Here is a 12,316-nt window from a genome sequence, read left to right as displayed (position 1 = left end):
GCGCAAAGCGCTTTCCCCTTGGCCTAGACGTACTGCGCCGCCGCGTAACCCGACGCCCAGGCCCACTGGAAGTTGAAACCGCCCAGGTGGCCGGTGACATCCAGCACCTCGCCGATGAAGTACAGGCCGGGCGACTTGAGCGACTCCAGGGTCTTGGACGACACCTCGCGGGTGTCGACGCCGCCCAGGGTGACCTCGGCGGTCCGGTAGCCCTCGGTGCCCGCCGGGACCAGTTGCCAGTCGTGCAGGCGGGCGGCGATGGCCTTGAGTTCGTCCGGGGTGTATTGCTTCAGCGGCCGGGACTGGAACCAGCTGTCGGCGAGCAGCGTGGCCATCTTCTTGGTGAACAGCTCGCCCAGCAGGGTCTTGAGTTCGCTGTTGGGCCGCGCCTGGCGCTGCTCGGCGAGCCACTGGGCCAGGTCCAGGTGCGGCAGCAGGTCGATGCTGAGGCTGTCGCCGGGTTGCCAGTAGGAAGAGATCTGCAGGATCGCCGGACCGCTGAGGCCACGGTGGGTGAACAGCAGATTCTCGACGAAGCTCTGGCCGTTGCAGCTGATCCGGCAATCTTCCACCGCCGTGCCGGACAGGGCGCTGCAGAATTCCTTGAGCTGCGGATCGGTGATGGTGAAGGGCACCAGACCGGCGCGGGTCGGCAGCAACTGATGGCCGAACTGGCGGGCGACCTGATAGCCGAAGCCGGTGGCGCCGAGGGTCGGGATGGACAGGCCGCCGGTGGCGATCACCAGGGACTCGCCACGCACCGGGCCCAGGCTGGTCTGCAGCTGATAGCCGCCCGGGTCGAGGCGGGCGATCTCCTGCACCGAGGTATTGAGGCGGATGTCGACGCCGCCCTGTTCGCACTCATCCAGCAGCAGGGCGAGGATGTCGCTGGCCTTGTTGTCGCAGAACAGCTGGCCGAGCTTCTTTTCGTGATAGGGCACGCCGTGCTTGGCCACCAGGGCGATGAAGTCCCATTGGGTGTAGCGCGCCAGTGCCGATTTGCAGAAATGCGCGTTCTGCGAGAGGAAGTTGGCGGGCTCGCAATAGAGGTTGGTGAAGTTGCAGCGGCCGCCGCCGGACATGAGGATCTTCTTGCCGGCCTTGTTGGCGTGGTCGAGTACCAGCACCCGGCGCCCGCGCGCGGCGGCGCTCAGGGCGCACATCAAACCGGCCGCGCCGGCACCGATGATGATGACCTGGGTCTCGAACACTGTGACTCCTTACCGAGAGAAAGGGGCCACTGGCCCGCGGCGGCGCATGTTACCCGATCGCTCGCCCGGGGTGGATGGCCGCCGTCGCATCGCGGGTCCGGCTGTCCGGGCACCCTCCGCTAGGCGCGGGCCGGGGCGGGCGGCGATCCATGGGCACCCTCGGCCATGGCCGGACGCGCGGCAGCGGGCAGTCTCAGCGACGGCTGCCCGCCGCCCGTCCGCGCAGGTGATTGGTCGGTAGGGCGGTGGTGTACTTCACCTGGCTCAGGGCGAAGCTCGATCTGATGCTGGCGACGACGGGGATGGTCGTGAGGCAATCCAGCAGCAGCGTCTGGTACTTGGCCAGGTCCTCGCTCACCACCCTGAGCATGAAGTCGGCCTCGCCGCTCATCAGGTAGCACTCCATGACCTCCGGACGCTCCTTGATCGCATCCGTGAAGACCTCCAGCGACTGCTTGTCCTGCAGCTTGAGCGACACATGCACGAAAACGTTGATGGCGAGCCCCAGCGCGGCCGGATCGACCAGGGTCACGGCGCCGCGCAAGACGCCATGCTCCTTCATGTCCGCCACGCGCCGCCAACAGGGGGACGTCGAGAGTCCGGCGATTTCCGCTAGTTCGGCATTGCTCAGTTCGGCGTTCTGCTGCAGGGCATCCAGGATGCGCAGGCTGGCATCGTCGAGTTTGGCGCGGTTCACGGTAGGAATTTCCTCTTTGCGACCTCTACAGGGTTGGATGTACCGATCTTTCCATTTTTCACGAAGAGAAAGGTGCGTTTTCGCGCGCGAGCGGAAATAGCATAACTCCGAGTGATCCATGGGCAACAGGGTGGCATCGTGAGCGCTACGATTCGGCAAAACCTCGACCTTCCAGGCAAGGCCTTCGGGCTTTCCTCCACCTATGTCGCGCTCGGCGTCATGGTGCTGCTGTGGGGAAGCAGCTGGCCGGTGACCAAGCTCGCCCTGCAATCGGTGCCGCCGCTCTGGCTGGCGACCGTGAGATTCGCCAGCGCCGCGGTCTGCCTGTGCCTCTACCTGGCGCTGCGGGGACAATTCAGGCTACCCACCCGGCAGGACCTGCCGATCATCGCCAGCGTGGGACTGCTGCAGATGATGACCTTCACCGGGCTTGGCATGGTGGCCATGGTGCAGATCGACACCAGCAGGGCCGTGCTGCTGGCCTACACCACGCCCCTGTGGTGCGTGTTGGTCGCCTGGCTGCTGTTTCGCCAGGCGCCGTCGCGCCTGCAGCTGACCGGATTGTCCATCGGCATGGCCGGGGTGGTCGTCGTCTGCAGTCCCGCGGAACTCGACTGGACGCAGCCGGGCACCGTGAAGGGGGCACTCTTTCTCCTGCTCGCCGCGGTGAGCTGGGCGCTCGTCATCCTCCACGTGAAGCGCCATCGCTGGGTGACGTCGGCGCTGGCACTGGCACCCTGGCAGATGCTGCTGGCCGTGGTGCCCCTGGCCTTTGCCGCCTGGCTGAGCGAAGGCTGGCCGACCGCCGTGACCCTGGATACCCGGCTGTTGCAGGAGCTGTTCTTTATCGGTCCGATCGCCACCTCGGCCTGTTTCGTCATCTCGGCGGAGTTCGGTCGGCGGATTTCCACCTTCGCCATGTCGACCGTCACGCTCGGGGTGCCCCTGGTGGGAACCCTGGCGTCCTGCCTGGCGTTTGGCGCCACCGTGTCGAGCCTGTTCGTCGCCGGGCTCGGCCTGGTGGTGGCGGGGGTGCTCGTCTCGGCCCTGGCGGTGCGCCCCGGCCGTGCCTGAGCCTGACCGTCCGTACCGCGGCGCCCTAGATGGTCAGGTGCGTCGCGGTTTCTTCGAGGATCTGCTGCAGCCGGCGTGACAGGGCCTCCGCCGAATAGGGCTTGTGGATCAGCTCGAAGCCCTGGGCGCCATTGGTCGCCAGGACGTGGCTGTAGCCGGAGGTCAGCAGGATCGGCAGGCAGCGATAGAGGCGTCTGATCTCGATGGCCAGCTCCAGCCCGCTCATGCCGGGCATGACGACGTCCGAGAAGACCACGTCGAATCGACCCGGCTGGTCGGCGAGCAGGGCGAGGGCGCGCTCGGCGTTGGTGGCCAGGACTGCGTGGTAGCCGAGATCGCCCAGCAGGTCGACGGCGAAGCTACCCACCTCGAGATTGTCCTCGACCACCAGGACGGTGATCCCACCGCCATCGACCGTTGCCGTGGCATCAGCGAGGGTCGGTTGCGGCCCGCTGGCCGGCGCGAGCGGCAGATAGAGGTGGAAGGTCGTCCCGCGGCCGACCTCGCTGGTGACCCGCACCTCGCCACCGGACTGCTTGATGAAGCCGAACACCTGGCTCAGGCCGAGTCCGGTACCCTGGCCGACTCTCTTGGTGGTGAAGAAGGGCTCGAAGATCTGCTCCAGGTGTGCCCGGGCGATGCCACTGCCGTTGTCCGCCAGGGTGATGGCCACGGCTGGGAGGTCCAGCGCTGGCTGAGCCCCGCTGGCCGGAATGCCGGCGACGGTCATTACGCCTATGGTCAGGCGTCCGGCACCGCTCATGGCGTCGCGGGCGTTCACCGCGATGTTCACCATCGCGGTATCGAACTGGCTGGGGTCGGCATAGACCAGGCACGCGTCATCGCCTACCTCGAGCTCGATGCCCACCTGCGAACCCAGCAGGGTTTCCAGCATGTCACCCATGGCCAGGACATTGTCCCGCGCGGAAAACACCTCGGGCGCCAGGGCCTGGCGCCGGGCGAAGGCCAGCAGTTGCCCGGTCAATCGCGCGGCGCGATCCACGGTGGTGGAGATCGCTTCCAGGTAGCGCTCGCGTCGCGCATCGCTGAGGTTGGGGCGCTTGAGCAGGTCGCAGGAGGTGCGGGCGACGGTGAGCAGGTTGTTGAAGTCGTGGGCCACGCCCCCGGTGAGCTGGCCGATGGCTTCCATCTTCTGCGCCTGGCGCAGGGCGTCTTCGGCGGCCGCGAGATCCAGCGTCTGCTGGCGTTGCTGGGTCACGTCGCGCACGGTGGCATAGATGAGTTCGCCGTTGCGCGTGGCATTCCAGGAAAACCAGCGGTAGGTGCCGTCGCGGTGGCGATAGCGGTTTTCGAAGCTGACCAGCGCCATGCCCTGCTTGACGTCGCGAAACGCCTGGCGCGTGGCGACGAGGTCGTCATCGTGGACGAAGGTCAGGAAGGGACGGGCCTTGAGCTCGTCGAGCGACCAGCCCAGGGTCGCCGTCCAGGCCGGATTGAGGTTGACGAAGAAGCCTTCGAGGTCGGCCACGCACAGCGGATCGGTAGAGCAGTTCCAGATCTGGTCGCGCTCGGCGGTGCGCTCCGAGATGCGTAGCTCCAGCTCGTCGTTGAGCGCGGCAATGGCTTCGGCACGGGCCTGCTGCGCCTGCTGGGCGAGGATGCGACTGCTGATGTCGCGCGAGATGCAGACGATCTTGACCTCGCCGGTGCCGGCCACCGCGAAGGGCGAACAGGACACCTCCCACCAGCGCGGCTCGCCCCGGGCCGTGGGGCAGAATCCCTCGACCCGGGTGCCCTGGCCTTCGACGGCGCGCCTGACGGCGTGGCGGATCTTCTCGACCTCCGCGTCAGGCCAGAGCGCGGCGTATTCGCAGCCCATCACCTGATCGACGGACTGCAACTGGTTGAGCTCCAGGCCCTGGGCGTTCATGAATTCGATATGGCCCCCGGCGGAGAGGACCTTGACGCAATCCAGGCTGGCCTGGAGCAGGCTGCGGGAAAAGCCTTCGCTGTGCAGCACGTTGCGGGCGGCCACGAAGCGGCGCTGGGCGTCGATCTCCAGCGCGATCATGCTGGCGAAGAGTTCGAAGGCGGGCAGGATCTCCGGGCTGCTGGGCTTGGCCGGCTGCGGATCGATGGCGCAGAGGGTGCCGAAGAAGCTGCCGTCCTCCAGCACGATGGGCACCGAGATATAGCTGCGCAGGCCGTACTGCCTGGGCGTGTGATGATGGCGATAGAGCTCGTCCCGCGCCACGTCGTCGATCACCACCGGCTGGCGATGGTCGCGGATCTCGTCGCAGATGGTCGATTTGACCTCCAGTTCGCCACCGGGCTCCAGGCCGAAGCCGATCAGGTCGAGGGTACTGCAGGCGATCCAGCGATCGTCGGTCACCCGGGCGACGGCGGCGAAGCCCATCCCTGTCATCCGACAGACCACGTCCAGGATCCTGGGTACCGCGGCGATCTCGGCAATGAGATCGATGTCCTGGGACAGGAGGTACGAGGGGACTGGAGTCGAGGTGAGAGTGCTCATCGGGTCGCTCGTACGGTGCCCTGCCGGGGCAGCGGGGAAGATGGCGAGCGACAGGTTGAAGCCTCCAACACGGATGCTAGAGGTGTTCGTCACAGGCCGTGCGCGGCCAGTATAGCGAGCATCCAAGCGAAGCGGGTGACAGGATGCCCACCGGTTTGCGATGGGCGTCTCCGTCTGCCACCCGGGACCGCGGCCGCCGTTGCCCGGCGGCCAGGGCTTCAGCGGTTACCCAGCAACGGCGGCCGCCGTCCCGCCCAGGGTTGCGCGCGTTCCAGCTGGGCGGCCAGGGCCAGCAGGGTGCCTTCCGCGCCGAAGCGCGCGGCGAAGTGGCTGCCCAGGGGCAAGCCGCTGGGCGTCCACCACAGCGGCACCGACATGGCCGGCTGACCACTGGCGTTGAACAGGGCGGTGAAGGGCGAGTAGCTGTGGAAGGCCGCGATGGCCTCGGCCAGGGGGCGCTCCGCGTGCCCGCCGTCGAGTTCACCCAGGCGCGGCGGTTCACGGGTCAGGGTGGGGCTGAGGATGACGTCATGGTCGGTGAGAAAGCGCGCGAGGGTCCGGCCCAGGGCGTGCAGGCCTTCGACCGCGGCGGCGTAGCGGTGGGCGGGGATATCGCCCCGCTCGCGCAGTATCACCCGGGTGCGGGCGTCCAGTTCCTCTTCGCTGACCGGGGTACCGCGCATCGCGCCGAGCATCTGCAGGTAGTGGCGGGTGCTCGGGCCGATGATGTCGAAGACCTGGTCGAGAAAGCACGGCAGGTCCACCGGCAGGGTTGCCGGTTCGACGTGGTGGCCAAGGCTTTCGCACAGCCGCGCCGTGTGGCGCACCGCGGCCAGGGCGTCGGGCCCGCTGGGCCAGGGCGCCAGGTGCTCGACCAGGGCGATGCGCAGCGGGCGCGGATCGCGCTCCAGCAGGCTGGCGAAGGGCACCTCCTGGCTCGGTGCCGCGTAGGGCGCGCCCAGATCGGCGCCGGCGGTGGCGTCCAGCAGCAGGGCGTTGTCGCGCACCGACAGGCTCATGGCATGGGGCGTGCCCATTCCGGCCCAGCCTTCACCTACGATGGGGCCGGAGGGCATCCGGCCGCGACTGGGCTTGAGGCCGAAGATCCCGCAGCAGGAGGCCGGTACCCGCAGCGAACCACCGCCGTCGTTGCCGTGGGCGAAGGGCACCACCCGGGCGGCGACCAGAGCCGCAGCGCCGCCGCTCGAACCGCCGGCGCTGTGGGCCGGGTTCCAGGGATTGGCGGTGGCGCCGAAACGGCGCGATTCGGTGCTGTAGGATGTGCCGAATTCCGGCGAGGTGGTAGTGCCGACGAACAGGCAGCCGGCCTGGCGCAGCCGGGTGACCAGTTCGCAGTCGAAATCCGGGCGCGCCTCGCCGAGGGCCAGGGAGCCATTGGTCATGCGGGCCCCGGCCAACGGGGTAAAGAGGTCCTTGACCAGGGTCGGGACCCCGGCGAAGGGGGCATCGACGTCGAGCGGCGCCCTGGCCCTGGCCCTGGCCGTGGCGCGGGCCTGGTCATAGAGTCGCTCGCTCACGGCATTGAGGCTGGGCTCCACGGTGTCCAGGCGCTCGATGACCGCTTCGAGCAGCTCGCCCGCCGTGATCTCGCGCTGCCGCAGCAGCATCGCCAGGCCGTGGCCGTCGTGGGTGTCCAGCAGGGATTGCAGGCTGTGCATGGAAGATCCTCGATCAGAATTCAGGAAGAGCGCGATGGGGTCGGCAGGGCGGTCTTGCGGCGCAGGAGGCCGATCGCGGCCCAGCCAAGGGCCGCGACCAGCGCGGCAAGGGCCAGGGCGCGGATGGCCAGGTGCAGATCGCCGGCGAAGGGCAGGAGCACCGCCACCACCAGGGGGCTGGCGAATTGGCCGAGATACAGGCAGCCGGTGTAGCCCCCCATGCCGCGACCCCGGGCCCGGGCGCTGAGGGCACCCATCACCGGCGCCATGGTGTTGGGCACCAGCATGCCGACGCCCAGGCCGTGGATGCTCACCGCCACCAGCACGGCCTCGTAGCTGCGGGCATGGACCAGCAGCCAGAGGCCGCTGCCCATGCAGGCCAGCAGCACGGCGTTGCAGCCGGCCAGGCCCCACCCGCGCCGCAACAGCGGCCATAGCAAGGGACCGCCCAGGGTCGCCAGCAGGCCAAGACCCGCCGAGGCGCCGATCAGGGTGCTGGACGTCACGCCCAGCTGCACCAGCAGCAGCGGACTCTGGATGGGCACCACCACGCTGAGCACCATGCCGGCGAAGACCAGCAGGTAGTTGACGAGCAGCGGTAGCGGCGCGCTGTGCTGCGGGCCTTCTTCGATGCCAGCTTGCACGGCGGAACGGACCGGTTCCCATAGCAGCCGCAGCATGAAGGGCACCAGCAGCAGGGGCAGCAGATAGAGATAGAAGGGCGTGCGCCAGGAATGCTCGCCCAGGGCGCCACCCACCACATAGAACAGCGAGCCCACCAGGCTGATGGCGACGACCTGGCCGTTGACATAGGCCAGGCGCCGGCTGCCCTGCCAGTAGTCGGCGATCAGCGTCACGCAACAGGTCATAACCGCCGCCTCGGCCAGCCCGAAGATCAGCCGGGTGAGGGTGATGGCCGGCAGCGACTGCAGCAGCGCCGGCAGCATGCCGAGCACGGCATAGCACAGCGTCGCCAGGATCAGCAGGCGCTTGCGCCCCAGGCGGTCGGCCAGCCAGCCGGCCAGGGGGGCGAAGAGGGCGATGGCTAGCGCCGGGCCGGTCATCGCCAGGGGGATGAGCAGATCGGCACGGGGTTCGACGGGACCGAATTCGGCGCCCAGCTTGGGAATGATCGGCGCGACCATCACCGAGCCCATGATGGTCAGGCTGCTACCGAGCAGGAGTACGGCGCCCTGCGGTCGACCTGGGGTTTGCCGGGAGGAGGCGTTGAGTGTCATGCGCAGATCCTCAGAAGCTGTGGGAGAGCCGCACGGCGAAGGCGTAGCCCTCGGCGCGGTTGCGGGCGTCGACTTCCTTGTAGAAGTGCACCCAGACCGGCGGCAGGCCGGGCTGGAAGAAGCTCAGCGCGGGTCCCAGCGCCAGCACCCGGGCTCGATTGCCGCGCGTGAGGCCAGGGGCGTCGTCGTCGGTCAGCTGGCGGTAGTAGTAGCCGCCGAGGCCCAGGGTCCAGGGGCCGAGGTGCTGCCCCACGGCGAATTCGTGACGGTATTCCGTGCCGCTGCGGTAGTCGGTGGCGTTGTTGCGGCTGTTGAAATCGGCCTGGAGGCTGGACGAGACCTCGAAGCCCGAATCGCTGATGTAGCTCAGGTTGAGCATTGGCGAGACGGTCCAGTGATTGGTGCCCGGATTCACCAGCCGCCGCTTGTCGTAGTCCCCGGTAGGCGCCTGCACCTGGAACCAGAAGTTCACGCCCAGGTTGCGCGAGGGCTCCCATTGCAGGATCAGCGGAATGACCTGGATGTCGGCCTGGCGGAAGAGCTCGGCGCTGTCGGCAAACACCGGCACGCCGTTGGCCTTGACGTTAAGGTCCGCGTCCATCTTGAAGAAGGGCTGGACCCCGCCGAAGCCATAGCGGGCGCCGAGCACCCGGGTATCGGTCATCTTCAGATAGGCCAGGCCCAGGGAGAGGACGTCGACGGAAAAGTCGTTGCCGTTGTCGCGGCCGTGGCTGTCACGGACGGAGATGGCGCGGTAGTAGTTGGCGCGCAAGCCCAGGGTGCCGTGCGGCGTGGGCGGTGGCGTGAAGCCGGCACCGAAGTCGTAGACCCCGAAGGCGGTGGTGGGCGAGCCGTTCTCGGTGGCGAGGCTGGCGGCGGTCATTCCCAGCGCGGTGAGGCCGACGGCAAGGGTGTGGAGCGGGCGGGTAACGTTCATGGAGTTCCCTCTTCTTATTGGCCATTCGAGCCTGAGGGAAAGCCGTTACCCGCCGTTAGCCAGATTCAGCACTTCTGCATGGCGGCCTTGAGGGTGGTGGAGGGCAGCTGCCCGAACAGCCGCTGATAGTCGCGGGCGAAGCGGCTGAGATGGCAGAAGCCCCACTGGGCGGCGACGTCCTGTACCGATTCGCCTGCGCCCCGGCGCAGGGCGCGGTGGGCCGCATTGAGGCGCAGGGTTCGCAGATAGGCCACCGGATTGATGCCCAGCGTCTCCTGGAAGCAGTACTGCAGCTTGCGCCGACTGGCGCCCACGCGACTGCACAGTTCGAGGATGCTGGGCGGCTGGTCCGGATGCGCCAGGGCGTATTCCCGCGCCCGGCGGATTACCCGCAGGCGCGCGCTCGGTGCCAGTTCCTGGGACTCCGAGGTGTCGAGCAGATCGAGCAGGTACAGCAGCACGGTATCGCGCAGGGTCGCGCGGGTACGCGGATGGGCCAGCCAGGACTGTATTTCCGCCTCGGAGGCGAAGAGCTCATGGGCCAGGGCGGCCAGCTCCCCGTGGGGCCCCCCTGCAGGCAGGCGATAGCAGCCGGAAAGATCGCGCACGCTCAGGTCGCTGCGCTGACTGGCCAGCAGCCGCGCCATCTCGGCTTCCTGCAGGTTGATGCAGAGCAGTTCGAGATTGGCCGGGGTCCGCAGCTCCGGCAGGTTGTCGCCGCGCGCCACCAGCAACTGGGCTTCGTGCAGGGTATGGCCGGCGCAGTGCAGGGCGCCAGCGTCCCGCAGGGGCAGGCTGAAGGTCAGGGTGTCCCCCTGGGCCTCGCCACTCTTGAGCATCGCCTGGTTGGATCTGTCCCGCAGCAGGCTGACATCGTCCAGCCAGAGGTCGCTGAGCTCGCCGTGGAAGCGCCCCGCCGACAACTGATCGTATTGCATGCGCCAGCCCTCGACGCAGAGCGCATGCTCGTCGATGTCACCGGTATACCGATGGCGGACGCGCGGCGGTAACGCGAGGAAGCCGTCTTGGTGCATTTAGGAAACCTTTTGGGTAGCACAGGGCCGGTAGTGCGAGAGCTACAAATTTCGTACCTCGAGGCAGGATCGCGCGGCAAGGGTGCCAATTCTGGCTAGTGCGGCGGGTTCTGCTCGCCGTCTTTCCAGCAGGGCACCGCCGATTGGCTACCCTGGGAAGACCTCACAAGAAGGATGCAACCGATGCGCTACCTGTCCGCTGGAACCCTGCGCCCCTTGCTCGCGGCCATTGCCGGTCTTGCCAGTGCCACGGCTTTCGCCGCCACCGCGCCCGCTACCGACATACCCGCTCGGCAAGAGGTGCTGACCTTCACCTCGCTGACCCTGAGCGATCAGCAATTCCTGACGGGGGACCAGGGCGGCACCGAGGTTCTGCTCGGCGGCGTACTGTCGCTGCCGCCCGGCGAGGGCAGGGTGCCGGTGGTGCTTCTTCAGCATGGGTCGGGCGGGGTGGGGGCCAACATCACCTATTGGCAGCGGCAGTTCAATCAGGCCGGCATCGCCACCTTTGCCGTGGATGGCTTCTCGGGCCGGGGCATCACCAGCACTGCCACCAATCAGGCTCAGCTGGGGCGGCTCAATTTCGTGCTGGATGACTATCGCGCCGGTGCCTTGCTCGCGCGGCATCCCCGCATCGATACAGGCAAGATCATCCTGATGGGCTTTTCCCGCGGTGGACAGGCCTCGCTCTATGCCGCCATGGAGCGCTTCGACAAACGCTGGAAAAGTCAGGACTTCCAGTTCGCCGGCTATCTGTCGTTCTATCCCGACTGCTCGATCAGCTTTCGCGAGCAGGACCGGGTCGTCGCCAAGCCGCTGCGCGTCTACCACGGCCTGGCCGACAACTACGATCCCTATTCCCGCTGCGAGGGCTATCTCGCCACGCTCAAGCAGCAGGGCGCCGATCTCGGGGTGCACACCTATCCTCACGCCGAGCACGGCTTCGACAGCCCCTATGTCTGGAGTCCGGTGGTGGTCGCGAAGGGTAGCCAGACCGTGCGTGAGTGTCGGATCACCGAGAACGCCAAGGGCGAGTTGATCAACCAGCAGACCGGCAAGGTCTTTTCCTATCAGGATAGCTGCGTGGTGCTGGGGCCCAAGGTCGGGCCCGATGCGGAGGCGACCCGGCAGGCCACCCGGGATGTGCTGGCGGCGGTCAGGGCCATCGTGAAATAGGGCTGACGCTGGACATCGGCCCTGGCGGAGGAGGGCGCAGGACCGCATCGGGGTTCGAGCGGATCGGCTGGCGGGACCGGCATGGATCCAGGCGGCGGGTCAGGCCCGCTGGTCGAAAAAGCGCCCAATATCCCGGTGTAGAGCCTTCACGAGTGAGCGAGACGGCACTTTTACAAGATGTGTCCAGTCGTAATTCAGGCCTCGCCGGGTCGCTTGAGCGGCCCCGCGTCTCTCCCATGCTCCGCTCCGAGACGACTCCTGATGAATACTGCGAACTGGGCTTACATCCTTATCGTCGTGGCCGGATTCCTGCAGGCTGCCGGTGCGGCCATGAACGGCTCGCTGAACAAGGCGCTGGTCAATCCCTGGCTGGCGACCTCGGTGTCCTTCGTGATGGTCACCTTCGTCGCGCTCGGGCTGTTCATCTGCATGCCCAGGCCGCTGCCTTCGGTGAGCCAGATCGGCGACATGCCCTGGTGGGCACCCCTGGGCGGCATCGCCGGCGCGGTGGCGGTCTTTGCCGGTCTGCTGTTCATCCAGCGCCTCGGCGCAGCGCCGGTGAACGGCGTCACCATCACCGCGAACCTCATCGCCAGCCTGGCCATCGATCACTTCGGCCTGTTTTCCATGGAACAGCATGCGGTCAACGGCTGGCGGCTGCTGGGCGCGATCCTGATGATCGCCGGGGTGGTGCTGATCGCCCGGTTTTGAAGCCACACCCCGGTAATCCCGGGACAGCGGAGGCCTTCGAAGCGCCTCCGGATTCATGGGAACCG

Annotated in this window: 10 protein-coding genes; 3 read left to right on the top strand and 7 right to left on the bottom strand. The window is 67.5% G+C overall.

Going from position 1 to position 12,316, the window contains the following annotated elements; translation table 11 throughout:
- Positions 1–23 precede the first annotated feature (23 nt).
- Both DBY63_RS00695 and DBY63_RS00690 read right to left on the bottom strand, forming a co-directional pair.
- Positions 24–1,211: an NAD(P)/FAD-dependent oxidoreductase gene (locus tag DBY63_RS00695; RefSeq protein ID WP_108581037.1), complete on the bottom strand. Its 1,188-nt coding sequence runs from the start codon at positions 1,209–1,211 to the stop codon at positions 24–26.
- A 193-nt stretch (positions 1,212–1,404) separates the two neighbouring features.
- Positions 1,405–1,908: an Lrp/AsnC family transcriptional regulator gene (locus DBY63_RS00690; RefSeq protein ID WP_197027415.1), complete on the bottom strand. Its 504-nt coding sequence runs from the start codon at positions 1,906–1,908 to the stop codon at positions 1,405–1,407.
- A 138-nt stretch (positions 1,909–2,046) separates the two neighbouring features.
- Between DBY63_RS00690 and DBY63_RS00685 the strand changes: the two genes are divergently transcribed.
- Positions 2,047–2,982: an EamA family transporter gene (locus tag DBY63_RS00685; RefSeq protein ID WP_256594328.1), complete on the top strand. Its 936-nt coding sequence runs from the start codon at positions 2,047–2,049 to the stop codon at positions 2,980–2,982.
- A 25-nt stretch (positions 2,983–3,007) separates the two neighbouring features.
- Here the strand turns inward: DBY63_RS00685 and DBY63_RS00680 are convergent, their stop codons facing one another.
- From DBY63_RS00680 to DBY63_RS00660, 5 genes are all read right to left on the bottom strand, one after another.
- On the bottom strand, positions 3,008–5,476 hold the full coding sequence (locus tag DBY63_RS00680) for a PAS domain-containing protein (protein ID WP_108581035.1): 2,469 nt from the start codon (positions 5,474–5,476) through the stop codon (positions 3,008–3,010).
- Between the two features lie 218 nt (positions 5,477–5,694).
- Positions 5,695–7,155, bottom strand: a complete 1,461-nt coding sequence (locus tag DBY63_RS00675; RefSeq protein ID WP_108581034.1) for an amidase — start codon at positions 7,153–7,155, stop codon at positions 5,695–5,697.
- A gap of 20 nt (positions 7,156–7,175) precedes the next feature.
- Positions 7,176–8,393 (bottom strand): MFS transporter, encoded by a 1,218-nt coding sequence (locus DBY63_RS00670; RefSeq protein WP_044342819.1) that lies wholly within the window; start codon positions 8,391–8,393, stop codon positions 7,176–7,178.
- A gap of 10 nt (positions 8,394–8,403) precedes the next feature.
- Positions 8,404–9,330, bottom strand: a complete 927-nt coding sequence (locus tag DBY63_RS00665) for a transporter (RefSeq protein ID WP_044342820.1) — start codon at positions 9,328–9,330, stop codon at positions 8,404–8,406.
- Positions 9,331–9,395: 65 nt separating this feature from the next.
- The gene (locus DBY63_RS00660; RefSeq protein WP_108581033.1) at positions 9,396–10,364 is read right to left on the bottom strand and encodes a helix-turn-helix domain-containing protein; all 969 of its coding nucleotides are present in this window, start codon (positions 10,362–10,364) and stop codon (positions 9,396–9,398) included.
- A gap of 183 nt (positions 10,365–10,547) precedes the next feature.
- On the opposite strand from DBY63_RS00660, the gene DBY63_RS00655 reads away from it, so the two are divergent.
- Both DBY63_RS00655 and DBY63_RS00650 read left to right on the top strand, forming a co-directional pair.
- Entirely contained in the window at positions 10,548–11,540 is a 993-nt protein-coding gene (locus tag DBY63_RS00655; RefSeq protein ID WP_077172548.1) for a dienelactone hydrolase family protein, read from the top strand.
- Between the two features lie 261 nt (positions 11,541–11,801).
- On the top strand, positions 11,802–12,251 hold the full coding sequence (locus DBY63_RS00650; RefSeq protein ID WP_042133543.1) for a DMT family transporter: 450 nt from the start codon (positions 11,802–11,804) through the stop codon (positions 12,249–12,251).
- The last annotated feature ends 65 nt before the right edge of the window (positions 12,252–12,316 follow it).

The sequence above is a fragment of the Pseudomonas sp. RIT411 genome, assembly GCF_003057735.2.
GTDB lineage: Bacteria > Pseudomonadota > Gammaproteobacteria > Pseudomonadales > Pseudomonadaceae > Chryseomonas > Chryseomonas oryzihabitans.
The sequence above is the reverse complement of the archived record's forward strand: the minus strand, read 5'-3'. Positions and strand labels throughout refer to the sequence as shown.

What these genes read in the sequence shown, in the direction of transcription:
- DBY63_RS00680 (WP_108581035.1), bottom strand. Translation starts at nt 5,476, where the DNA reads ATGAGCACTCTCACCTCGACTCCAGTCCCCTCGTACCTCCTGTCCCAG.
- DBY63_RS00675 (WP_108581034.1), bottom strand. Translation starts at nt 7,155, where the DNA reads ATGCACAGCCTGCAATCCCTGCTGGACACCCACGACGGCCACGGCCTG.
- DBY63_RS00670 (WP_044342819.1), bottom strand. Translation starts at nt 8,393, where the DNA reads ATGACACTCAACGCCTCCTCCCGGCAAACCCCAGGTCGACCGCAGGGC.
- DBY63_RS00665 (WP_044342820.1), bottom strand. Translation starts at nt 9,330, where the DNA reads ATGAACGTTACCCGCCCGCTCCACACCCTTGCCGTCGGCCTCACCGCG.
- DBY63_RS00660 (WP_108581033.1), bottom strand. Translation starts at nt 10,364, where the DNA reads ATGCACCAAGACGGCTTCCTCGCGTTACCGCCGCGCGTCCGCCATCGG.
- DBY63_RS00655 (WP_077172548.1), top strand. Translation starts at nt 10,548, where the DNA reads ATGCGCTACCTGTCCGCTGGAACCCTGCGCCCCTTGCTCGCGGCCATT.
- DBY63_RS00650 (WP_042133543.1), top strand. Translation starts at nt 11,802, where the DNA reads ATGAATACTGCGAACTGGGCTTACATCCTTATCGTCGTGGCCGGATTC.